At 71.8% G+C, this 21,805-nt stretch carries 20 protein-coding genes; 4 read left to right on the top strand and 16 right to left on the bottom strand.

Translation table 11 applies throughout. The features are described from left to right. Positions 1-166 precede the first annotated feature (166 nt). From HZU84_RS09075 to HZU84_RS09040, 8 genes are all read right to left on the bottom strand, one after another. Positions 167-976 carry an enoyl-CoA hydratase-related protein gene (locus tag HZU84_RS09075; RefSeq protein ID WP_149505661.1) on the bottom strand — a complete coding sequence of 270 codons (810 nt, stop codon included), beginning with the start codon at positions 974-976 and terminating at the stop codon, positions 167-169. After that, positions 973-1,800, bottom strand: a complete 828-nt coding sequence (locus HZU84_RS09070; protein ID WP_149505662.1) for a crotonase/enoyl-CoA hydratase family protein — start codon at positions 1,798-1,800, stop codon at positions 973-975. Before HZU84_RS09070 ends, HZU84_RS09075 begins: the two co-directional genes overlap by 4 nt. A gap of 34 nt (positions 1,801-1,834) precedes the next feature. Next, a complete protein-coding gene (gene pcaF / locus HZU84_RS09065) occupies positions 1,835-3,040 on the bottom strand; it encodes a 3-oxoadipyl-CoA thiolase (RefSeq protein ID WP_149505663.1) in 1,206 nt (401 codons plus the stop codon). Between the two features lie 19 nt (positions 3,041-3,059). Next, positions 3,060-4,673 (bottom strand): carboxylesterase/lipase family protein, encoded by a 1,614-nt coding sequence (locus HZU84_RS09060; protein ID WP_149505664.1) that lies wholly within the window; start codon positions 4,671-4,673, stop codon positions 3,060-3,062. Between the two features lie 23 nt (positions 4,674-4,696). Next, on the bottom strand, positions 4,697-5,539 hold the full coding sequence (locus tag HZU84_RS09055) for an amidohydrolase family protein (protein WP_149505665.1): 843 nt from the start codon (positions 5,537-5,539) through the stop codon (positions 4,697-4,699). Between the two features lie 3 nt (positions 5,540-5,542). Beyond that, positions 5,543-7,231, bottom strand: a complete 1,689-nt coding sequence (locus tag HZU84_RS09050) for a (2,3-dihydroxybenzoyl)adenylate synthase (RefSeq protein WP_149505666.1) — start codon at positions 7,229-7,231, stop codon at positions 5,543-5,545. Positions 7,232-7,241: 10 nt separating this feature from the next. After that, on the bottom strand, positions 7,242-8,042 hold the full coding sequence (locus HZU84_RS09045) for an SDR family NAD(P)-dependent oxidoreductase (protein ID WP_149505667.1): 801 nt from the start codon (positions 8,040-8,042) through the stop codon (positions 7,242-7,244). Positions 8,043-8,167: 125 nt separating this feature from the next. Beyond that, complete coding sequence (locus HZU84_RS09040) at positions 8,168-9,145, bottom strand: Bug family tripartite tricarboxylate transporter substrate binding protein (RefSeq protein WP_180692863.1); 978 nt, start codon at positions 9,143-9,145, stop codon at positions 8,168-8,170. Between the two features lie 165 nt (positions 9,146-9,310). Between HZU84_RS09040 and HZU84_RS09035 the strand changes: the two genes are divergently transcribed. Continuing rightward, positions 9,311-10,207, top strand: coding sequence for a LysR substrate-binding domain-containing protein (locus HZU84_RS09035; RefSeq protein WP_149505669.1), 897 nt, complete (start codon positions 9,311-9,313; stop codon positions 10,205-10,207). Between the two features lie 75 nt (positions 10,208-10,282). Then, the gene (locus HZU84_RS09030) at positions 10,283-10,696 is read left to right on the top strand and encodes a GlcG/HbpS family heme-binding protein (protein ID WP_149505670.1); all 414 of its coding nucleotides are present in this window, start codon (positions 10,283-10,285) and stop codon (positions 10,694-10,696) included. A gap of 13 nt (positions 10,697-10,709) precedes the next feature. Here the strand turns inward: HZU84_RS09030 and arsA are convergent, their stop codons facing one another. From arsA to HZU84_RS08990, 8 genes are all read right to left on the bottom strand, one after another. Next, positions 10,710-12,464 (bottom strand): arsenical pump-driving ATPase, encoded by a 1,755-nt coding sequence (arsA, locus tag HZU84_RS09025; protein WP_149505671.1) that lies wholly within the window; start codon positions 12,462-12,464, stop codon positions 10,710-10,712. A gap of 8 nt (positions 12,465-12,472) precedes the next feature. Continuing rightward, a complete protein-coding gene (gene arsD, locus HZU84_RS09020) occupies positions 12,473-12,850 on the bottom strand; it encodes an arsenite efflux transporter metallochaperone ArsD (protein WP_149505672.1) in 378 nt (125 codons plus the stop codon). Positions 12,851-12,936: 86 nt separating this feature from the next. Then, a complete protein-coding gene (locus HZU84_RS09015) occupies positions 12,937-13,602 on the bottom strand; it encodes an aquaporin (protein ID WP_149505673.1) in 666 nt (221 codons plus the stop codon). 17 nt (positions 13,603-13,619) lie between these two features. Then, positions 13,620-14,108: an arsenate reductase ArsC gene (locus tag HZU84_RS09010; RefSeq protein ID WP_149505674.1), complete on the bottom strand. Its 489-nt coding sequence runs from the start codon at positions 14,106-14,108 to the stop codon at positions 13,620-13,622. A 51-nt stretch (positions 14,109-14,159) separates the two neighbouring features. Continuing rightward, a complete protein-coding gene (locus HZU84_RS09005) occupies positions 14,160-14,657 on the bottom strand; it encodes an arsenate reductase ArsC (protein ID WP_149505675.1) in 498 nt (165 codons plus the stop codon). Positions 14,658-14,669: 12 nt separating this feature from the next. After that, positions 14,670-14,990, bottom strand: a complete 321-nt coding sequence (locus tag HZU84_RS09000; RefSeq protein WP_149505676.1) for an ArsR/SmtB family transcription factor — start codon at positions 14,988-14,990, stop codon at positions 14,670-14,672. 92 nt (positions 14,991-15,082) lie between these two features. After that, positions 15,083-16,033, bottom strand: a complete 951-nt coding sequence (locus HZU84_RS08995) for a sugar-binding transcriptional regulator (protein WP_149505760.1) — start codon at positions 16,031-16,033, stop codon at positions 15,083-15,085. Positions 16,034-16,163: 130 nt separating this feature from the next. Then, the gene (locus tag HZU84_RS08990) at positions 16,164-16,619 is read right to left on the bottom strand and encodes an RpiB/LacA/LacB family sugar-phosphate isomerase (RefSeq protein ID WP_149505677.1); all 456 of its coding nucleotides are present in this window, start codon (positions 16,617-16,619) and stop codon (positions 16,164-16,166) included. Between the two features lie 302 nt (positions 16,620-16,921). Between HZU84_RS08990 and dhaL the strand changes: the two genes are divergently transcribed. Both dhaL and tkt read left to right on the top strand, forming a co-directional pair. Beyond that, positions 16,922-18,691, top strand: coding sequence for a dihydroxyacetone kinase subunit DhaL (gene dhaL / locus HZU84_RS08985; RefSeq protein ID WP_149505678.1), 1,770 nt, complete (start codon positions 16,922-16,924; stop codon positions 18,689-18,691). 16 nt (positions 18,692-18,707) lie between these two features. Continuing rightward, positions 18,708-21,803 (top strand): transketolase, encoded by a 3,096-nt coding sequence (gene tkt / locus HZU84_RS08980; RefSeq protein ID WP_180692862.1) that lies wholly within the window; start codon positions 18,708-18,710, stop codon positions 21,801-21,803. Positions 21,804-21,805 lie beyond the last annotated feature (2 nt).

Genomic DNA, 21,805 nt, shown 5'->3' with positions numbered 1-21,805 from the left:
GCGCACTGCAGCCGTGCCTGGGCAAAGCCGCGATGCACCTGCACTGCGCTGGTCATCAGACTCTCATCGGGTCGGTGACGTTGGACGCGTGGGTGGCCGCAGTTGTGCTGTCTGACTCCGCTGGCCGGATGTGGCGTCTTCGCGCTGAGCAGCGCGCCAGAGTGGTTCAGCCCGCGCCGTTCCGGTGTGACCAGCACGGCTCGCGCCGCTCCAGCCGTGCGGCGATGCCCTCGGCCCGGTCCGGCCAGGCGAAGGCCAGCGCGAAGGCGCGCCGCTCCAGCTCCAGCCCCTGCTGCAGCGGCAGGTTCATGCTGGCGATCACCGTCTCCTTGATGAGCGTCTGCACTGCAGCGGGACCGCTGGCCAGCCGGGCGGCCAGCTCCAGCGCCCGCGGCTCGACCTGATCGTCGGCCACCACCTCCGACACCAGCCCCAGGCGCAGCGCCTCGTCGGCCGCGATCGGCTCGCCCAGCAGCAGAAGCCGCATCGCCTGGAACTTGCCCACCGCGCGGGTCAGGCGCTGGGTGGCGCCTCCGCCGGGCATCAGGCCGATGCGGACCTCGGGCTGGCCGAAGCGCGCTCCGGTGCCGGCGATGATCAGATCGGCATGCAGGGCCAGCTCGCAGCCGCCGCCCAGCGCATGGCCGCACACCGCGGCGATCACCGGCTTGCGGCACTGGGCGATGGCGTCCCAGAGCCGGCCCATGCCGCGCTCGACGATCTCGGCGGGCGTGGCCTGGCGATACTCGTTCAGGTCGGCGCCGGCGCAGAAGGCGCGCGGGCTGCCGGCCAGCACCACGGCGCGCACGGCCTCGTCGGCATCGGCCTGGGTGAAGGCCTCGGCCAGGGCATGGCGCAGGCGCAGGTTCAAGGCGTTGAGCACCTCGGGCCGGTGCAGGCGGATGAGGCGCACGCCGGGGCTGGGGTGCTCGATCTGCAGCACGGGCGGCGTCGCATTCACGGTGGCGGCGTTCATGCGCCCTCCTGCGGGGCCATGCCGGCGCCGGTGAACACCGGCGGGCGCTTCTCGAAGAAGGCGGCCAGGGCCTCGCGGTGGTCGGCCGTGTGGTGGGCCAGGCCCTGGAACTGGCCGGCGGCGTCCAGCGCCTCGTCCAGCGTGCCGCTGCGGGCCTGCCACAGCAGGCGCTTGGTCCAGCGCAGCACCTGGGGCGGGTTGGCAGCCACGCGCTGGGCCAGGGCCAGGGCGGCGTCTTCCAGCGCCTCGGGCGCCACCACCTGCGAGACCAGGCCGATGCGCAGCGCCTCGGCCGCGTCCAGGGTGTCGCCGGTCAGCGCCATCTCGGCCGCCTTGGACCAGCCCACCACCCGGGGCAGCAGCCAGCAGCCGCCGTCGCCCGGCACGATGCCCACCTTGACGAAGCTCTCGGCAAAGCGCGCCGCGCTGCTGGCGATGCGCAGGTCGCACAGGCAGGCCAGGTCGTTGCCCGCGCCGATGGCCGGGCCGTTGACCGCCGCGATGATCGGCAGGCCCAGCCGCGCCAGCGCCCGGGGAATGCGCTGGATGCCCTGGCGGTAGCGGGCGGTGATCTCGGCCGGCGGGCCGGCGAACATGCCCTGGCGGTCGCGCATCTCGGCGACGTTGCCGCCGGCACAGAAGGCGCTGCCCGCGCCGGTGAGCACCGCCACGCGCAGCGTGGGGTCGGCGTCGATCTCGGCCAGCACCGTCTCGAAGGCGCTGAACAGGTCGTCGCCGCTCAAGGCATTGCGGGTGGCCGGGCGGTTGAGCGTGAGCCAGGCGATGGCGCCACGGCGCTGAAGCAGCAGGGGTGCGTCGGTCATGGGTTCTTTCAGGAGCGATCGGGAAAAAGCGGGCTCACACCCGCTCGATGGCCAGCGCGATGCCCTGCCCCACGCCCACGCACATGGTGCACAGGGCGCGGCGGCCGCCGCTGCGCTCGAGCTGGTGCAGGGCGGTGAGCACCAGGCGCACGCCGCTCATGCCCAGCGGATGGCCGAAGGCGATGGCGCCGCCCTGCGGGTTGATGAAGTCGCCGTCGTCGGGCAGACCCAGGCCGCGCAGCACGGCCAGGCCCTGGGCCGCGAAGGCCTCGTTCAGCTCGATCAGGTCGAAGTCGGCCAGCGTCAGGCCGGTCTGCGCCAGCAGCTTGCGCACCGCCGGCACCGGGCCGATGCCCATGACGCGCGGCGCCACGCCGGCGGTGGCCAGGCCCAGCACGCGGGCGCGGGGCGTCAGGCCGTGGCGGGCCGCGCCGGCCTCGCTGGCCAGCAGCAGCGCGGCGGCGCCGTCGTTCACGCCCGAGCTGTTGCCGGCGGTGACGCTGCCGCCGTCGCGGAAGGCGGGCTTCAGCCGCGCCAGCTCCTCGGCGGTGGTCTGCGGGCGGGGGTGCTCGTCCACGCTGACCCAGGTGATGTCGCCGCGGCGGCCGGGCACCGGCACCGGGGTGATCTCGGCCGCCAGCCAGCCGGCGGCCTGGGCGGCGGCGGCGCGCTGCTGGCTGCGCAGCGCGAAGGCATCCTGATCGGCACGGTTGACGCCGTGCTCCCGGGCCACGTTCTCGGCCGTCTCGCCCATGCTGTCGACGCCGTGCAGCGCCACCATGCGCGGGTTGACGAAGCGCCAGCCGATGGTGCTGTCGGCCACCTCGGCCTGGCGCGAGAAGGCGCTGGTGGCTTTGGGCATGACCAGCGGGGCGCGGCTCATGCTCTCCACCCCGCCGGCCACCGCCAGATCCAGCGCGCCGCACGCGATGGCGCGGGCGATGCCGCCCACCGCGTCCAGCCCCGAGCCGCACAGGCGGTTGACGGTGCTGGCGGCCACGCTCACCGGCAGGCCGGCCAGCAGCGTGGCCATGCGGGCCACGTTGCGGTTGTCCTCGCCGGCCTGGTTGACGCAGCCGTAGCTCACCTCCTCCAGCGCGGCCCAGTCCAGGCCGGGGTGGCGTGCCATCAGGGCCTGCAGGGGCACGGCGGCCAGGTCGTCGGTGCGCACGCCGCTGAGTGCGCCGGCGTAGCGGCCGATGGGCGTGCGCAGGCCGTCGCAGAGGTAGACGTTTTGCATGGTGCAGAGGCTTTCTCGTTCAGAAAGGCAGGCCGCGCCCGAGCGTGGCCGTGTAGTAGCGGTCCCAGAAGGCCAGCTTGTCCTGGAAGGGCACAGCCACCGGTGCGATGGTGTCGCCGATCTCCATCGTGGCGCTGGCCGGTCCGGTGAAGCGAGGCCATGGGGGCAGGCCGCCGCCGTTGGGATCGCCCGTGCGGGCGAAGTTCACCAGGTAGCTCGAGGCGATGCTGGCGATGCGCCGGTCCACCTCCGTGTAGGCGCGCGTCGGTGCACTCACATCGAGGTTGTCGTAGAAGTACACCTGCTCGAGCGAGTGGTAGGCGCCAAACCGTTCAGCCGGGCTCTGGCCGGTGAATGACTGGTCGGCGTGGTAGGCCGGGCGCCGGGTGAAGAAGTACAGATAGGCCGGTGCCTGGGCCCGTGCGGCGTGGGCTCGAGCGAAGGTCCAGACATTCCACGCGAAGGTTCCGTCACGCATCGGCTGGTAGGCCATGGCCCGGACTTCGGCGTCGCTGGTGGCCGGGTAGACGGCCTTGAAATCGGCGGCCAAGCTGCCGAAGCGCGCAGCCGCCGTGCTTTCGTATCCGGCCAGCGTGGTCGCGAAAGGCGGGTAGGGCGTGCCTTCGTCGGCGTTCCAGCCCGCCAGCAGCGGCACGGCGTTGACGGTGCCGGACTTCAGCAGCAGGTCGAGCTGATCGGGCAGCAGCACGCCATCGACGATGGGCGCCGTGATGGCGCCGGCGCCGGCCATGATCGCAGCAGCAGGCCTGGAGCGCAGTGCCGCCAGGTCAGATGCACCGAGGCTGGCCGCGAAAGCCGCACCGGCCGCCTGCGCCTGCGCCAGCGTGGGCATGGAGGTGCCCGCGGGCAAGGCGGCAAGGCTTCCCAGCATCAGCTTGTGGAACAGCCCCGCAGCCAGCGGCGAAGCGTAGAGCACGCTGGCCATCGCGCTGCCGGCCGATTCGCTGAACACGGTGACGTTGTCGGGATCACCCCCGAAGGCGGCGATGTGGTCCCGCACCCATTTCAGCGCTGCCACCGCATCGTGCAAGGCGTAGTTCCCCGAGCTGCCCGCTTCGGCCGTGAGTTCCGGATGGGCCAGAAAACCCAGCGGTCCCAGTCGGTAGTTCATCGTCACCACGACGGCACCCTTGGCGGCCAGCCCTTTGCCGTTGTAGTTGGGCTGGGAGCCTGCCCCCAGCTGGTAGGCCCCGCCGTGCAGCAGCACCATCACCGGCCGCTTCTCGTCGGCGGATGCCGCGCCGGTCCAGACGTTGAGATACAGGCAGTCCTCGCTCTGCGACTCGGTCTGCTGATAGAGGATCGAGCCGACGCGACCCGCCGGGCGGTCACCCATCAGGCAGGCTGCGGAAAAGTTGTCGCTGCGCCGCACGCCGGTCCAGGCCACGACCGGTTGGGGCACTCGCCAGCGCAGATCGCCCACAGGCGGCGCGGCGAAGGGAATCGCACGAAAGATGCGCAGCGAGCGGGACGAGTCGGCCGCAGCAGCCACCGTTCCCCCCGCGACCGCCACCGTGTCGCGTGACGCGACATAGGGTGTCACCGTCGCTGGCTCGGGTGACGGCTCGGGTTCGCTGCCTCCGCACGCCGACAGGAGCACCGACGCCAGCATGATGGACGAAGCCGCTTTCACGTTCACAGCCCCAGCACGCGCTCGGCGTTGCCATACATGACCTTCTCCATCACGCTGTCGCTGTAGCCCAGCTCCTGCCACTCGCGGAAGATGCGCTCGTAGGGCAGGCTGGGGTAGTCGCTGCCGAACATGATCTTGTCCTGCAGGCGGCCGCGGATGTCGGTCTTCAGGTTGCCGGGAAAGTGCTTGGGCGCCCAGCCCGACATCTCCCAGTACACATTGCCCTTGTGCAGCGCCACGGCGGTGGTCTCCTCCACCCAGGGCCAGCCGGGGTGGGCCATGATGATCTTGAGGTCGGGGAAGTCGGCGGCCAGGTCGTCGATGGCGCCGGGGTGGGCATGGCGGATGCGCGCGCCGTGGCCGCCGGGCATGCCCGCGCCCATGCCGGTGGTGCCCACATCGATCATCACCGCTGCGCCCAGCGCGTCGATCTCCTCGAACAGCGGGTAGTAGCGGCGGTCGTTCACCGCGAAGTGCTGCATGATCGGGTGGAAATGGAAGCCGATGAAGCCCAGTTCCTGCACCGCGTGCCTGACCTGGCGGATGGCGATCTCGCCCTTGGCGGGCTCCACCGCGCCCCAGCACTGAAGGATGCGCTCGGGATGGCGCTTCCAGATGCCGTGCACGTAGTCGTTGTCGCACGGCGGGGTGGCGACGGTGGTCTCCAGATCCAGCGCCACCAGGCAGGCCTGCACGTCGTGCTGGGCGAACTCGGCGATCACGTCGTCCTCCGACTTGGCCACCCATTCACGCTTCCAGTAGCGCGCCAGCTCGGCGGGGTAAGGGCCCTGGGCGTCGATCCAGCGTTGGGTGCCGGGATAGCAGTGCAGGTCGATGATGCGCATGATTCACTCCTTGACGGGATGCGGGACGCCTTGTGCGGCGGTCTCTTCGGCCAGGACGCGGGCGATGTGCTCGCCCAGCGCCTTCTTGGACACCTTGCCGAAGGTGGAGACGGGAAAGTCGGGCAGCAGCTCCAGCCGCTCGGGCAGCTTGAAGCGCGCGATCTCGCGCGCCTGCAGGAAGCCGGTCAGCTCGGGCAGCGTCAGGCGCTGGCCGGCGCGGGCGATGACGAAGGCGCACATGCGCTCGCCCAGCATCGGGTCGGGCATGGGCACGCAGGCGACGTTCTGCACCGCCGGGTGCTGCAGGATGAGGTTCTCGACCTCCTCGGCGCTGATCTTCTCGCCGCCACGGTTGATCAGGTCCTTCTTGCGGCCCTCGACGATGTAGTTGCCGGACGGGTGGCGGCGCATCAGGTCGCCCGAGCGGTAGAAACCGTCCGGCGTGAACTGGCGCGCGTTGTACTCGGGCACGCCGAAGTAGCCGCGCAGCGTGTAGGGACCGCGGCAGGCCAGCTCGCCCACCTCGCCGTCGGGCACCTCGGCGCCCTCGTCGTCGATCAGCCGCACCTCGTCGTCCGGGCAGACCGGGCGGCCGCAGGTCTCCAGCAGCACCTCCTCGGGGTCGCCCCGGCGCACGAACATCAGCAGCCCCTCGCTCATGCCGAAGTTCTCCTGCACGAAGGCGTTGCGGAAGAGCTGACGGGTGCGGATGCGCACCTCGGGCTGCATGCGCTGGCCGCCGCTCTGGATCTGCTGCACCGAGCCGAGGTCGTAGTCGCCGATGGCCGGGTCGTTGATCAGCCGGATCAAGAGCGCCGGCACCACCTTCAGGTGCGTCACGCCGTGGCGCTCGATGAGCTGGAACATCGGCTCGGGCCGGGTGCTGGCGTGCAGCACCACGGTGGCGCCCTGGAACAGGAAGCCCTGGATGCCCGGGCAGGCCAGCGGCAGGTTGTGCGCGATCGGCAGCACCAGCAGCAGCACCGAATCCTGGGTGACGCCGGCCACCTCGGCGGCCACCTTGGAGTTGTAGGCGTAGTCGTTGCCGGTGCGCGGAATCAGCTTCGGGATGCCGGTGGTGCCGCCCGAGAGCTGGAAGATGCAGGGATCGGCCGGATCGATGCGGATCTCGGCCAGCGCGCTGCGCGGCCGGCGGGCGGGTCGCGCGATCAGCTCGGCCAGCCCATGCTCGCCCGGGCCGGCCTCGCCCAGCACCAGGCGGATCTGCAGGCAGGCGTTCTCGGCCTGCACCCGCTCGATGACCGGCGCGAAGCGGAACTCCGCGCCGCCCTCGCGCACCGAGGCCGGATAGACCGCGCAGCGCGCCTGCGCCAGCCGGGTGAACTGGCTGATCTCCGCGAAGCGGTGCGTCACCAGCGCGGCAATCGGAATGCAGCCGATCTTCTGCAGCGCGAAGTAGAGGATCACGAACTCCGCCACATTGGGCAGCGTCGGCACCACCCGGTCGAGCGGACGCAGGCCCAGGTCCAGCAGGTTCAGCGCCAGGTTGTCGCTGGCCGCGTCCAGCTCGGCGTAGCTCCAGCGGCGCTCGCCGTCGATCAGCGCGGTGCGGGGGGCAAAGCGCTGGAACACGCCGGCGAACTCCTGCGCCAGGCTCTGGTCGCGCCAGTAGCCCTGCTCGCGATAGCGCGCGGCGAACTCGGGGGGAAAGGGAACGAAGCCTTCGAGCATGGCGTGCTCCTCAGGTGCTGGCGGTGAAGCCGCCGTCGATCACCACCACCTCGCCGGTGACGAAGCGGTTGGCGGTGAGCAGGTTCAGCATCACCTCGGCCACGTCGTCGGCGGTCACGCAGCGCTTCAGGGGCGTGGCCTTGGCGCGGTGGCCCATCAGCTCGTCGTACTTCTCGCCCAGCATGCGCTCCATCCAGTCGCCCTCCATCCAGCCCGGCGCCACCGCGTTGACGCGGATGTGCGGGCCCAGGTTCCAGGCCAGGGTCTTGGTGAGGTTGACCACTGCGGCCTTGCTGGCCGCGTAGGGCAGAGGCTGCGGCCCCGGGCGCAGGCCGACGATGCTGGCGGTGTTGACGATGGCCGGGCTGCCGCCGGCGTCCTTGCACTTGCGCAGCAGGGGCACGGCAGCGCGGCTGACCTGGAAGGTGCCGCGCACGTTCACCGCGAAGGTGCGGTCCCACTCGGCCAGGTCCAGGCTCTCCAGGTCGCGCATCTTCCAGCTGGCGGTGGTGCCGGCGTTGTTGACCAGCGCGTCCAGGTGGCCGAAGGCCTCGGCCACGGCGGCCAGGGTGCGGCGCACCGCCGTCTCGTCGCTCACGTCGCACTGCAGCAGCAGGGTCCGGGCGCCGGCGGTCCGGGCCTCGGCGGCGGTGGCCTGGGCGGCGGCGGCCGAGCTGCCGTAGACGATGGCCACGTCGAAGCCGGCGCGGGCCAGGGCCAGCACGGCGCTGCGGCCGATGCCGGTGGCGCCGCCGGTGACGAGCGCCTTGCGGCGCGCCGGGGTCGGTGTGTCGGATGCAGTTCGGTTCATCAGGGATCTCCTCGGAAGGTCCTGCGATCGGCAGGAGCAGGGGCGTGAGTCGCCGCTCCGGCGCCGTGGTGGCGCCGGAGGCAGCTCGGTGTCGTGGCGCGCGCGTGGGGCGCGCGGGGCTGGCGCTACTGCGGCTTCAGGCCCAGCTCGGCGACGAAGCGCTTCATCACCTGGCGCTGGGCGGTGACGAACTCGCCGGTCTCGGCGGTGCTGCCGGTGCGCGGATAGATGCCCATCTCCGCCAGGCGGGCGATCAGGTCGGGCGCCTGCATCACCCGGGCCGCATCGCGATTGACCCGCTGGACGATCTCGTCGGGCGTGCCGGTCGGCGCGAACAGCGAGAACCAGCCGATCGCCTCGAAGCCGGGATAGGTCTCGGCGACGGTCGGGATGTCCTCGAAGCCCGGAAGGCGCTGTGCCGAGGTCACCGCCAGCGCACGCAGCCGGCCCGAGCGGATGTGCGGCAGCAGGCCCGGCACACCGTCGGCGGTCAGCTCCGCATCGCCCGAGAGCACCGCGCTGACCGCGGCCGGCGGCGCCGGATAGGGCACGGTGAACAGGTTCATGCGGCCGATCCGGTTGACCATCTCGCCGGCCAGATGCGGCAGCGAGCCGGTCTGGGGCGCGGCGAAGTTGGCCCGCCCGCCCTTGGCCTGGCTGGCCTTGGCGAATTCGCCCAGCGTGCGCACGCCGCTGGCGGCGGGCGTGACCAGCAGCAGCGGGCTGGTGGCCAGCGTCGCCACCGGCACCAGGTCGCTGTCGAGGCTGAACTGCGGCTGGCGGAACAGCAGCGGGGTGATGACGGCCATCGCCGCCGGCACGAAGCCCAGCGTGTAGCCGTCGGGCGTGCTGCGCGCCAGCGCCGACATGCCGGGAATGCCGCCGGCGCCGGGCCGGTTGTCGACGATCAGCACCCGGCCCCACAGCGCGCCGAGCCGCTCGGCCACCAGCCGCGCTACCACATCGGGCGCCGAGCCCGGACCGGCCGGAACGATCAGCCGCACCGGTCGGTTGGGATAGTCTGCCTGCGCCCGGGCGGCCGGGCTGCAGATCGCCGCACCCAGCGCCGCGGCCTGCATCAGCATCCTGCGTCTTTGCACCATGTCTGTCTCCTGAGTCGCCCGGTCCGTCGGCCGGGTCATGGGGGTGGCACCTCGGCGGGTGCCTGAGGGGCATGTTCCGTCGCTCAGGGATAACCGGGAAGATCGCAGAAAAATCCGAGCGATACATTCCAGGCATCACTGAAGACAAGACGCACGAGACACCGGATGAAGCTGGCCCAGCTGCGCGACCTGATCGCGATCGTCGACCACGGCAGCCTGAGGGCGGCCGCCCGCCATCTCGGCATGGCCCAGCCGCTGCTGACCCGCAGCGTGCGGGCGCTGGAACAGGAGCTGGGCGCGCCGCTGTTCGAGCGCGGGCCGCGCGGCATGACGCTGACCCCGGCCGGGCTGGCCTTTCACCGCCGGGTGCATCAGGTCGTGCGCGACCTGGAGCGCGCCCGCGACGAACTGCGGCAGGCGCATGGCGATGGCGGCGGCACGGTGGTGGCGGCGCTGTCGATCATGCCGCATGTGGGCATGCTGCCCTCGGCGCTGCCGGCCTTCCGGCGCCGCCATCCGGGCGTGCGGCTGCAGCTGATCGAAGGGCTTTTTCCGGCGCTCGAAGGTGCGCTGCGCGAGGGCCGGATCGACTTCTATCTGGGCGCCTCGCCCCAGAAGCCGCCGGGCCCGGGGCTGACGGTGCGCACGCTGTTCCAGAACCAGCGCGCGGTGGTGGCGCGGCGCGGCCATCCGCATCGCCATGCACGCTCGCTGGCCGAACTGGCAGGGCTGGACTGGGCCACGCCCTCGATCGACTACCGCGCCGAGGATGATCTGGCGGCGCTGTTCGCCTGTCACGGGCTGCCGGCGCCGCGCATCCAGCTGCAGGCCGGCAGTGCGCTGTCGCTGATGGTCGCGCTGGCCAGCACCGACCTGCTGGCCATGCTGCCGCGACAGTGGCGCGACTACTCGCCGGTCGGCGAGGCGCTGCAGGTCATCGAGGTCGCCGAGGCGCTGCCCGCGCCCGACATCGTGCTGGTGCACCGCACCGACCTGCCGCTGACGCCGGCGGCGGAGCATCTGGTGGATCTGATGCTCAGGGCGGCGCCGGTGCTCGCCTGATGACCCCGCTGCCCCGGTCCACGGCGTTCTGGTCTAAAGTGCATGCACTTTTAATTTTTTCTGACAAGGACTGCCGTGATTCAGCGCCCTGCACTGACCCGTGACGATGCGATGACCCTGCTGCTGGCCGCCGAGGCCGAAGCCGCCCGCAATGACTGGGCGGTCTCCCTGGCGGTCTGCGATGACGGCGGCCACCTGATGGCCTTCGTGCGCCGCCCCGGCGCCACGCCGGCTTCTGCCCAGATCGCCCAGGCCAAGGCCCGCACCGCCGCGCTGATGCGCCGCGAGACGCTCGGCGTCGAGCAGATGATCAACCAGGGCCGTACCGCCTTCCTGTCGGTTCCGGGCCTGGACGGCCTGCTCGAGGGCGGCGTGCCGGTGCTGGTGGATGGCCACTGCGTCGGCGCGGTCGGCGTCAGCGGCGTGAAGTCGACCGAGGACGCCCAGATCGCGCGTGCAGGGATCGCCGCGCTGCTGCAGCAGGGCTGAATCGACCGAGCCTTCAGCGTCCGGCCAGCTCGCGCAGCGCCTGCGCGCCCACCGGCGGTCGCGCCTGCCAGGCCAGCAGCGCGCAGCGCCGGGCGTCCGTCGCCATCACCTGCTGCACCCACGGGCGCTCGCAGCGGCCCCGCTCGGCCAGCACCGGATCGGTGGTGCCGCTGGCCAGCAGGCTCTGCTCGATCACCCAGGCGAAGGGCTCGATGCCGGCGCGGCGCAGGTCGTCCTGCAGCCGCTCGGCCTCGTGCACCGGCGTGGCCTCGGCCAGCGTGACCACCAGCACCCGGGTGAATTCCGGATCGCGCAGGCGCGGCAGCAGGTTCACCACCGCCTCGGGCAGGTCGCCGCGGGTGCGGCCGACCTCGCGGTGATAGGCCTCGGCCGAGTCCATCAGCAGCACGGTGTGGCCGGTCGGCGCGGTGTCGAGCACCACGAAGCCGTGCGCGGCCTGCGCCACCGTCGCGGCGAAGGCGCGAAAGACGGCGATCTCCTCGGTGCAGGGCGAGCGCAGGTCTTCTTCGAGCATCGCGCGTGCCGACGGATCGAGCCCGGCGCCGGCGCGCGCAAGCACCTCGTCGCGATGGCGCGCGACCTCGATGGTCGGGTCGATGCGCTGCACCGTCAGGCCCGGCACCGCCTCGTCCAGCGACCAGGCCAGATGCGCGGCCGGGTCGGTGGTCGACAGCAGCACCCGGTGGCCACGCGCGGCCAGCGCCACCGCCACCGCCGCCGCCACCGTGGTCTTGCCGACGCCGCCCTTGCCCATCGTCATCACCAGGCCGTGGCCGGCACGCTCGATGTCGTCGACCAGCGGGGCCAGCCCGGGCGGCAGCGCGAGGGCCGGCATGTCCGGGGTCGATGCGGTCGCGAGGGAAGAGCGGGGCGCCGGATGCAGCAGCGCTCGCAGCGCCTCCAGCCCGACCAGACCGCGGGCGATGAAGCCGGTGCAGCTGCGCGGCAGCGCCGCGAGACCGGCAGGCAGGGCCGCGAGCGCGTCCCGGTGGCGCCGCGCCATCGCCTGAGCGACCGGATCCTCCGAAGAGGCATCGAACAGGCCGTTGATCGCCAGCACCTGGTTGGCCACGCCCAGCTCGGCCAGCTCGTGGCGGCTGCGCTCGGCCTCGCGCAGCGCGGCGGTCTCGGGGCGAGCCACCAGCACGACGGTGGTCACCGCGGCATCGGTCAGCGCCGCGACCGCAGCGGCGTAGATCGAGCGGTTGTGCTCCAGCCCGGCCAGCGGCCCCAGGCAGGAGGTGCCGGTGGTGTTGGTCGACAGGAACTCGCTCCAGGCCGAGGGCAGCGTCAGCAGCCGCAGCGTGTGGCCGGTCGGCGCGGTGTCGAACACGACATGGTCGAAGTCGCCGGCCACGCCGGTGCCGGCCAGGAGCGCCGCGAAGGCGTCGAAGGCCGCGATCTCGACGGTGCAGCCACCAGAGAACTGCTCCTCCATGCTGCGGATCGCCGCCTCGGGCAGCAGGCTGCGGTAGGGGCCGACCATGCGCTCGCGGTAGGCGGCCGCGGCCGCTTCCGGATCGATGTTCAGCGCCGACAGGCCCGGCACCCCGGCCACCGGGGTGGGCGTGTCCGACAGCCGCGTCTCCAGCACCTCGTCGAGGTTGGAGGCCGGATCGGTGCTGACCAGCAAGACGCGCCGGCCGGTCTCGGCCAGCTGCACCGCGCAGGCCGAGGCCAGCGAGGTCTTGCCCACGCCGCCCTTGCCGGTGAAGAAGAGGTGGCGCGTGTGGAGACGGGGCAGCATGGCCGGCCTCAGCAGCACTGGCCCGGGGCGCAGCCGCAGTCGCCGCCGCTGCCGAGCTTGATGCGCGGCTTGGCCGCCAGCGCCGCGGTCCGGGCGATGCGCTGCTGCATCTGCGCCAGCGTCGGGTACAGGCCGGTCGAGAGGATCAGGCCGTCGAGCATCACCACCGGCAGCCGGTCCATGCCGGCCTCGATCTCGCGCAGCACCAGCGGCTGCGCGGCGAAGGCAGCCGCATCATGGCTCAGGCTGTGGCGGCTGACCGTCACGCCGCTGGCCTCCAGCGCCTTCAGGTCGGCGTTGAACTGCACCAGCACCGGATCGACGTCGATGCCGCACACGCCGGTGGGGCAGCACATCGCGGGTTCGAACACTTCCAGTCGGCTCATCGCGCTTGTCCTTTTCAGTCAGTGAGGAAATGCCCCCACGGGTTCTTCCGGGTCATGGTGGCGCCGGAAGTCCCGCGGGACCTTGATCATGCGCAAACCGGGCGGCCCAGCGCGCGGTGCAGCAGCAGGCCCAGGCCGGCCCCCAGCACCTCGGCCAGCATGAAGGCCGGGGCGCTGGCCGGCGCGATGCCGGCGAAGCTGTCGCTGAACATGCGCCCGAAGACTGCCGCCGGATTGGCGAAGGAGGTCGAGGCGGTGAACCAGTAGGCCGCGCCGATGTAGGCCGCCACCATCGCCGCGACCCGGGCCTGCGGCGCGCGCAGGATCACCAGCAGCAGCCCGGCGGTGGCCACGGCCTCGGCGATCCACTGGCCGGTGCCGGTGCGCAGCTTGGCCGAGACCTGCAGCAGCGGCAGGTCGAACATCGCATGCGCCAGCACCGCGCCCAGCGCCGCGCCGAGCAGCTGCGCCGGCACATAGCCGGCCAGCCGCGCCCAGGGCAGCTCGCCGCGCAGCGCCATCGCCAGCGAGACCGCCGGATTGAAGTGCGCGCCGCTGACCGGCCCGAAGACCTCGATCAGGATGTACAGGCCGCCGACGGTGGCCAGCGTGTTGGCCAGCAGCGCCACCGCGACATTGCCGCCGGACAGCCGCTCGGCCATCAGCCCCGAGCCGATGACGACGGCCAGCAGCAGCGCGGTGCCCAGCAGCTCGCCGAACAGGCGCTGTGCGTTCGTGACAGGAGCCTTCATCGCGTGCCCGCCCCGCTTCAGCTGCGCCAGATGGCGTCGAGTGCCGTCTGCAGCGCGGCGTTGTCCATCGTTTCCAGCGGCAGCTGAAGCAGCTGCAGCATCCGGTAGCCGATGGCCTGGCGGGTCAGCTCGAAGGCCTGCGCCTTCTGGTCCTCGGGCGCGTTGGACGGGTCGGGGTAGCCCCAGTGGATCTTGACCGGACTGCCGGGCCAGTACGGGCAGGTCTCGGCGGCGGCGCTGTCGCAGACGGTGATGACGATGCGCATCTCGGGCGCGCCCGGTGCGGCGAACTCGTCCCAGGACTTGCTGCGGGTGCCGGCGGTGTCGATGCCGGCGGCCTCGAGCACCTGCAGCGCATGCGGGTTGATGCGACCGCTCGGGCTGCTGCCGGCGCTGTGCGCGCGCACGTCGCGGCCGAGCTGGCGCGCCCAGTGGTTGAGCATGGCCTCGGACAGCACGCTGCGGGCCGAGTTGTGGGTGCAGAGGATGAGAACGTGGGTGGTCATGGGCGGTGATCTTCTCGGGGGGGCTGGTTCATGCGGCCTTCGCTGCTGGCTTCACTGCTGGCCGATGCGGTCGACCTCGCGGCGCAGCGACAGCGCGTCGAGCCGCTGCAGCGGCAGGGCCAGCATCAGCTCGATGCGGCGCTGCAGCGTCACGAAGGCATCCAGGAAGGCCTTGCGCACCGCGGCCTCCGGCGCGCTGACGGCTGCCGGATCCGGCTGGCCCCAGTGCGCGGTCACCGGCTGGCCTGGCCAGACCGGGCAGACCTCGCCGGCGGCCTGGTCGCAGACGGTGAACACGAAGTCCAGCGCGGGCGCGTCGGGCGCGGCGAATTCCTCCCAGCCCTTGCTGCGCAGTCCCTCGGTGGGCAGGCCGCGCGATGCGAGCAGCTCCAGCGCGGCCGGATGCACGCTGCCGCGCGGATGGCTGCCGGCCGAGAAGGCACGGAAGCCGCGCTCGCGGCCGAGCTGGTTCATCAGCGCCTCGGCCAGGATGGAGCGGGCGGAATTGCCGGTGCAGAGAAACAGGATGTTGTGGATGCGTTCGGACATGGCGATCGGACCTCAGCAGTTGCAGGACGGAGCGGTCAGCCCGCAGGGCTGGCCAGCACAGCAGTTGGCGCTCAGGAAGGCGAGCAGCGTGTTCATGCGCACGAAGTCGGCCCGATAGATCAGATGACGCCCGTCGCGGGTGCAGCCGATCAGGCCGGCATGGAGCATTTCCTTCAGGTGGAAGGACAGCGTGGCGGCCGGCAGGCCGAGCTGCTCGGCCAGCACGCCCGGCGTCAGTCCCTCGGGTCCGGCGACGACCAGGGCCCGAAAGGCCCGCAGGCGGTGGGGCTGGGCCAGCGCGGCCAGCAGGCGAACGACTTCTTCATCTTCCATAATTCCATTATGGTGGAAATATTTGAATGAATGATGACAGGCCGACGGCCCCGGATGCGGACATCCCGGCCGGGTGGCCGGGTCTGCGGACTTCAGCGCCGGGTCGCGTCGTCCAGATGCAGCACCGCCATCGCGTTGGTGGCGGTGGTGGCCAGCGTGTTGATCGTGCCGGTGCGCAGCGCGCCCAGGATCGCGGTGGTCTTGCTCGATTCGCCGGCGATCGCGATGACGTTGGGAATGCGCGTCAGGTCCTGGGTGCTCAGGCCGACCACCCGGCCCTGGATCGGCCCCATCGCCGAGCGGCCGTGGATGTCGATGAAGTCATAGCCCATCACGTCGCCGACGATGCCCTGGCGCTTGGCCTCGGTGATCTCCTGCGCGCTGAACCAGCCCATGCGCACCATGTTGCTGTCCTCGCTCATGTCGCCGATGCCCACCAGCGCGATGTCGGCGCGACGCGCCTTGTCCAGCGTCTGGCGCACGGTGTCGTTCTCCAGCAGCGCGGCGCGCAGCGTGATGTCGTCGACCATCGCCGGCGCGTAGAGCGTCTCGCTCTCGCCGCCGAAGCGCGCGGCCAGCCGGCGGCAGATGTGGTCGGGGTTCATCGTCTCGCCGCCGCGGTAGCTGCCGCCGATGGCGCAGACGAAGGTCGCCGCCCGGCGCGTGGCCGGCATCGCGTGCTCGCTGACCGCGCTGACGTTGCGGCCCATGCCGACCGCCACGATCGCGCCGTCGCTGAGGTTGCGGTCCAGCCAGGTGGCCACCAGCGCGGCCAGCAGCGCGCGCTGCTTCTCGGCATCGGCATGGTCGACCGACAGCAGCGCGCGGCTGATGCCGAAGCGGCGCACCAGCTCGCGCTCCAGATCGACCGTGAGCGAAGGATGGTGCTGCACCCGGATCTCGACGATGCCCAGATCCTGCGCCTTCTTCAGCATGCGCCCGACGGTGGCGCGGCTGATGCCGAAGCGACGCGAGAGCTCCTCCTGCGTCTGGCCGTCGACGTAGTAGAGCGTGGCGATGCGGGTCAGCTCCTCGGTGCTCATCGAGGTCGAGGAGGACGCGGCGGAAAAGCTGGAAGGGCCGGGGGCTGGGGACGGACTGGGGGCGCGGGTGCTCATGGCCGTGATTGTGCGGCCGGGCGAGAGCGTCGCTGGCGGCACTGCGCGGATGCGCTCAGCAGGCGCTGCCGCGCAGCCGGGTCTCGTGCGCCGCCAGCGCCTCGATCTTGGGCAGCGAGCGCGGCTCGAAGCGGCTGCCGATGAAGGCCTGCACGATCGCCTTGGCCAGCTCCAGCCCCACCACGCGCGCGCCGATGGTGATGATCTGCGCGTCGTTGCTCTTGCTGGCGCGCTCGGCCGAGTAGGTGTCGTGCGCCTGCGCGGCGCGGATGCCCGGCACCTTGTTGGCCGAGATCGCCATGCCGATGCCGGTGCCGCAGAACAGCAGGCCGCGCTCGGCCTCGCCGCGTGCCACGCCTTCGGCCACCGCCACGGCGATGTCCGGATAGAGCACCGGCGCGCCGTCGTGCGTGCCGTGGTCGATCACCTCATGGCCTTGGCGGCGCAGTTCGGCGCCGATCGCCTGCTTCATGTCCCAGGCTGCCTCGTCGCAGCCGATCGCGATCTTCATGGAAGTCTCCTGAGGGCCGAGGCCCGGTCATTTGCTCAGTGCACGGTTATTGGCTCACATGCAATGAGCGAATGTCAAGCGCATGATCGAATGATTAACCGAGGGTCGGCGCCATGTCGCCGGTCTTTCGGGCGTGATAGGCCTGATTTCTGACGAACGCACCGGGATCTGCATGAGCGTATCGATGGCATGGGGAATTCCGGGTTGCGCATTAGATCAATGGTTATTACATTTGCGCAGACCTTTGTGCAGACCTGTACGCAAACCGATTCGAATTCACGCCTTCCCAGGAGACTTCCCTCATGTCGATGAACCGCGTCATCAATCAGCCCGAACTCGTCGTCGAGGACATGCTGGTCGGCTGGCTGGCCGCGCATGCCGACACCGTGCGTGCCAGCGCCGACAACCCGCGCGTCGTGCAGCGGGTGCAGGCGCCCGAGCGCGGCAAGGTCGGCATCGTCACCGGCGGCGGCTCGGGCCACGAGCCGGCCTTCCTGGGCTACGTCGGCGACGGCCTGGTGGATGCGGTGGCGGTCGGCGAGATCTTCTCGTCGCCTACCGCCAAGAGCTTCATGGACGCGATGCGCGCGGCCGACGGCGGCGCCGGCGTGGCCTGCCTGTACGGCAACTATGCCGGCGACAACATGAACGTGAAGATGGCCGCCGGCATGGCCGCGCGCGAAGGCATCACGGTGCGTGCCGTGGTGGCCAACGACGACGTGGCCTCGGCCCCGAAAGGCGACGAGGCCAAGCGCCGCGGCGTCGCCGGCGAGATCCTGATGTGGAAGGTCGGCAGCGCCAAGGCCGATACCGGCGCCAGCCTCGACGAGGTGATCACGGCGGCGCAGAAGGCCATCGACCGCACCCGCTCGGTCGGCATCGGCCTGTCGGCCTGCGTGATCCCGGCGGTCGGCCACGCCAACTTCCACATCGAGCACGGCACGATGGAGGTCGGCATCGGCCACCACGGCGAGCCGGGCATCGACGTGCGCGCCACCGTCAGCGCCGCCGAGATGGCCGAGATGATGCTGGACATCGTCGTGCCGGATCTGCCCTTCGTGGCCGGCAACCGGGTCGCGGTGCTGATCAGCGGCCTGGGCGCCACGCCGCTGATGGAGCAGTACATCCTCTACGGCGAGGTCGAGAAGCGCCTGCGCGAGCGCGGCATCACGGTGGCGGTCAGCTTCGTCGGCAACCTGTTCAGCTCGCTGGAGATGATGGGCGTGACGCTGACCGTCATGCAGCTCGACGACGAGCTGGAGACTCTGCTGAAGGCGCCGTGCCGCTCGGTCGGCCTGACGGTGACGGGCGAGCGCACCGCGCGCGACTTCAGCGCCAACGCGGCCGCTGCGGGCGAGCGCACCGCCGCCGCGCAGGGCGAGAACATCGCCCGCACCGTCGCCGCCCGCACGATCAGCGGACCGGCCGTCGACCTGAGCACCAGCGGCGACGTGGTGCGCGCGCTGATCGCCACCATCGTCGAGCACCGCCAGTTCCTCTCCGAGATCGACGGCCTGATCGGCGACGGCGACCACGGCATCAACATGGCCAAGGGCTTCACCGGCTGCGGCACGCGGCTGGACGCGCTGGGCGCGCAGGCCGCAGCGCTGCCGGCCGCCTTCGAGCAGCTCGCCAAGGCGCTGATGGACGACATCGGCGGCTCGATGGGGCCGCTCTATGGCCGCTTCTTCCTCGGCTTCGTCGACACGCTCGACGGCCAGCCGCAGATGGACGCGGCGCTGTTCGGCGACGCGCTGGCCGCGGCGGTGGCCAATGTGCAGGGCATGGGCAACGCGCAGGTCGGCGACAAGACGCTGATCGACACGCTGGTGCCGGCGCTGGCGGCCTACCGCGAGGCGCTGGCCGGCGGCAGCACCTTCGCCGCCGCGCTGCAGGCCATGAGCGCCGCGGCCGAAGCCGGCAAGGACAGCACCAAGAACCTGCAGGCCCGCATCGGCCGCTCGGCGCGGCTGGGCGCGCGCTCGATCGGCGTGCTCGACGCCGGCGCCACCTCCTGCTGGCTGATCCTGCGCGCGATGGCGCAGGCCCTCAGCACCAAGTTGCCCTCCTGAACCCTCCTTACCGACGATGACCGGACCTTCCCGCACCCCACTGGCCCACGCGCTGCGCGCGCTGGCGATGGACGCCGTCCAGCAGGCCAACTCCGGCCACCCCGGCATGCCGATGGGCATGGCCGACATCGCCGAGGCGCTCTGGCGCCATCACCTGAAGCACGACCCGGCCACGCCCGGCTGGGCCGACCGCGACCGCTTCGTGCTCTCGAACGGCCACGGCTCGATGCTGCTCTACGGGCTGCTGCACCTGAGCGGCTACGACCTGTCGATCGACGACCTGAAGGCCTTCCGCCAGCTGCACAGCCGCACGCCGGGCCACCCGGAACTGGGCTACGCGCCGGGCGTCGAGACCACCACCGGCCCGCTGGGGCAGGGCATCGCCAACGCGGTCGGCATGGCGCTGGCGGAAAAGCTGCTCGCCGCCGAATTCAACCGCCCCGGCCATGCGGTCATCGACCACCGCACCTGGGCCTTCCTGGGCGACGGCTGCCTGATGGAGGGCGTCAGCCACGAGGCCTGCGCGCTGGCCGGCACCTGGGGCCTGGGCAAGCTGACCGCCTTCTGGGACGACAACGGCATCTCGATCGACGGCCATGTCGAAGGCTGGTTCAGCGAGGACATTCCCGGCCGCTTCGAGGCCTACGGCTGGCATGTGGTGCGCGGCGTCGACGGGCATGACAGCGCCGCGCTCGATGCCGCCATTTCGCAAGCCAAGGCCGAGACCGCCCGTCCGACGCTGATCTGCTGCCGCACCACGATCGGCTTCGGCTCGCCGAACAAGGCCGGCACGCACGACAGCCACGGCGCGCCGCTGGGCGCGGCCGAGATCGCCGCGACCAAGGCGGCGCTGGGCTGGGCGCACGGCCCCTTCGAGATTCCCGAGGACGTGCGCGCCGGATGGGACGCCCGCGAACAGGGCCAGGCCGCCCGCAGCGACTGGCAGCGCCGTTTCGATGCCTATGCCGCCGCCCACCCCGGCCTGGCCGCCGAGCTGGAGCGCCGCCTGGCCGGCGATCTGCCAGAAGGCTTCGCCGCGCTGGCCGAGCGTGCGGTGGCAGAAGCCGCCGAGCGCGCCGCCACCGTCGCCAGCCGCAAGGCCAGCCAGGAATCGATCGCCGCCTTCGCGCCGGCGCTGCCCGAGCTGCTCGGCGGCTCGGCCGACCTGACCGGCTCCAATCTGACGAACTGGCCGGGCTGCGTGTCGGTGACACCCGAGCGCCTGCGCGCCGGCCAGGGTGGCAACTACCTGCACTACGGCGTGCGCGAGTTCGGCATGGCCGCCGTGATGAACGGCGTGTCGCTGCACGGGGGCTTCCGCGTCTTCGGCGGCACCTTCCTGATGTTCAGCGAGTACGCCCGCAACGCGCTGCGCATGGCCGCGCTGATGAAGCAGCCGGTCATCCAGGTCTTCACGCACGACTCGATCGGCCTGGGCGAGGACGGCCCGACCCACCAGCCGGTCGAGCAGACCGCCACGCTGCGCCTGATCCCGAACATGGACGTCTGGCGCCCCTGCGACGCGGTCGAGACGCGCGCTGCCTGGGCCGCCGCGCTGCAGTCGACGGCGCACCCGACCTGCCTGATCCTGAGCCGCCAGAACCTGGCGCACCAGCCGCGCGACGCCGCGCAGCTTGCGGCCGTCGCCCGCGGCGGCTATGTGCTGCTGCCGGCCGAGGGCGAAGCCCAGGGCCTGCGCCCGCAGCTCGTGCTGGTCGCCACCGGCAGCGAGGTGCAGCTGGCGGTGCAGGCGCGCGAGCAGCTCGCCGCGCGCGGCGTGCGCGCTCGCGTCGTCTCGCTGCCGTCGCTGTTCGCCTTCAAGGCGCAGGACGCCGCCTGGCGCGAAGCGGTGCTGCCGGCCGGCGTGCCGCGCGTGGCGGTCGAGGCCGGCGCCACCTCGAGCTGGCGCGAGATCGTCGGGCTGGATGGCGCGGTGGTCGGCCTGGACAGCTTCGGCGAATCGGCCCCGGCGCCGGCGCTGTTCCAGCACTTCGGCATCACCGCCGAGGCCGTCACGGCGGCCGGCCTGCGCGTGCTCGGCCTGGACAGCCCGCTCAAGGCGGTCGCGCGCCACGGCCAGCAGATCTGGCTGGACCAGCTCTCGCGCACGCTGGTGGCCAGCGGCGCGCTGCAGCGCTGGATCGACGATCACGGCATCGCCGGCGTCACCAGCAACCCGGCGATCTTCGCGCAGGCCTTCGCGTCGGACACGGCCTACGCGCCGGCGCTGGCGCAGCTGCGCGCCGAGGAGCCGGACCTGGAACGCCGCTTCGAGCGCCTGGCCGTTGCCGACGTGCAGGCCGCCTGCGACGTGCTCCGCCCGCTGCACGAGCGCACGGCAGGCGACGCCGGCTTCGTCAGCTTCGAGGTCTCGCCGCGGCTGTCGCGCGACGGCGCCGGCACGCTGGCGGCTGCGCGCCGCCTGTGGGCCGAGATCGGCCGCGCCAACGCGATGATCAAGATCCCGGCCACGCCGGAGTGCCTGGACGCGATCGCCGACGCGGTGGCGGACGGCATCAACATCAACGTCACGCTGATCTTCTCGCCGCGCCAGCTGCTCCAGGTCTTCGAGGCCTGCGCGCTGGGCCTGCGCAAACGCCAGGAGCGCGGCCTGCCGGTGGACCGGGTGCGCTCGGTGGCCAGCCTGTTCGTCAGCCGGGTCGACACGTGGGTCGACCGCCTGCTGCCGGCCGGATCCGAGGCCCTGCGCGGCGAGGTCGGCATCGCCAACGCCCGCAATGCCTACGCGCTGTGGCTGGACCGCTTCGGCGGCAGCGAGTTCGCCGGGCTGCGCGCGGCCGGCGCCCGTCCGCCGTCCTGCCTGTGGGCCAGCACCGGCGTGAAGAACCCGGCCTGGCGCGACACCCGCTATGTCGAGGCGCTGATCGGCCCCGACACCGTCGACACCGTGCCCGATGCGACGATGGCCGCCTTCGCCGACCACGGCCAGGCCGCGCGCACGCTCGACGCCACACTGCCCGAGGCCCGCGCCACCCTGGCCGCGGCCGCCCGCTGCGGCATCGACCTCGACCTGCTGGGCGAGCAGCTGCAGGCCGAAGGCCTGGCGCAGTTCGAGCAGGCCTTCGAGCGGCTGATGGCAGCGGTGGCCTGAGC

Origin of the sequence: Sphaerotilus sulfidivorans (assembly GCF_013426975.1) — a bacterium.
Classification (GTDB): Bacteria; Pseudomonadota; Gammaproteobacteria; order Burkholderiales; family Burkholderiaceae_C; genus Sphaerotilus; species Sphaerotilus sulfidivorans.
The sequence above is the reverse complement of the archived record's forward strand: the minus strand, read 5'-3'. Positions and strand labels throughout refer to the sequence as shown.

Coding starts and splice junctions, on each gene's coding strand:
- HZU84_RS09075 (WP_149505661.1), bottom strand. CDS start 976: ATGAACGCCGCCACCGTGAATGCGACGCCGCCCGTGCTGCAGATCGAG.
- HZU84_RS09070 (WP_149505662.1), bottom strand. CDS start 1,800: ATGACCGACGCACCCCTGCTGCTTCAGCGCCGTGGCGCCATCGCCTGG.
- pcaF (WP_149505663.1), bottom strand. CDS start 3,040: ATGCAAAACGTCTACCTCTGCGACGGCCTGCGCACGCCCATCGGCCGC.
- HZU84_RS09060 (WP_149505664.1), bottom strand. CDS start 4,673: ATGCTGGCGTCGGTGCTCCTGTCGGCGTGCGGAGGCAGCGAACCCGAG.
- HZU84_RS09055 (WP_149505665.1), bottom strand. CDS start 5,539: ATGCGCATCATCGACCTGCACTGCTATCCCGGCACCCAACGCTGGATC.
- HZU84_RS09050 (WP_149505666.1), bottom strand. CDS start 7,231: ATGCTCGAAGGCTTCGTTCCCTTTCCCCCCGAGTTCGCCGCGCGCTAT.
- HZU84_RS09045 (WP_149505667.1), bottom strand. CDS start 8,042: ATGAACCGAACTGCATCCGACACACCGACCCCGGCGCGCCGCAAGGCG.
- HZU84_RS09040 (WP_180692863.1), bottom strand. CDS start 9,145: ATGGTGCAAAGACGCAGGATGCTGATGCAGGCCGCGGCGCTGGGTGCG.
- HZU84_RS09035 (WP_149505669.1), top strand. CDS start 9,311: ATGAAGCTGGCCCAGCTGCGCGACCTGATCGCGATCGTCGACCACGGC.
- arsA (WP_149505671.1), bottom strand. CDS start 12,464: ATGCTGCCCCGTCTCCACACGCGCCACCTCTTCTTCACCGGCAAGGGC.
- arsD (WP_149505672.1), bottom strand. CDS start 12,850: ATGAGCCGACTGGAAGTGTTCGAACCCGCGATGTGCTGCCCCACCGGC.
- HZU84_RS09015 (WP_149505673.1), bottom strand. CDS start 13,602: ATGAAGGCTCCTGTCACGAACGCACAGCGCCTGTTCGGCGAGCTGCTG.
- HZU84_RS09010 (WP_149505674.1), bottom strand. CDS start 14,108: ATGACCACCCACGTTCTCATCCTCTGCACCCACAACTCGGCCCGCAGC.
- HZU84_RS09005 (WP_149505675.1), bottom strand. CDS start 14,657: ATGTCCGAACGCATCCACAACATCCTGTTTCTCTGCACCGGCAATTCC.
- HZU84_RS09000 (WP_149505676.1), bottom strand. CDS start 14,990: ATGGAAGATGAAGAAGTCGTTCGCCTGCTGGCCGCGCTGGCCCAGCCC.
- HZU84_RS08995 (WP_149505760.1), bottom strand. CDS start 16,033: ATGAGCACCGAGGAGCTGACCCGCATCGCCACGCTCTACTACGTCGAC.
- HZU84_RS08990 (WP_149505677.1), bottom strand. CDS start 16,619: ATGAAGATCGCGATCGGCTGCGACGAGGCAGCCTGGGACATGAAGCAG.
- dhaL (WP_149505678.1), top strand. CDS start 16,922: ATGTCGATGAACCGCGTCATCAATCAGCCCGAACTCGTCGTCGAGGAC.
- tkt (WP_180692862.1), top strand. CDS start 18,708: ATGACCGGACCTTCCCGCACCCCACTGGCCCACGCGCTGCGCGCGCTG.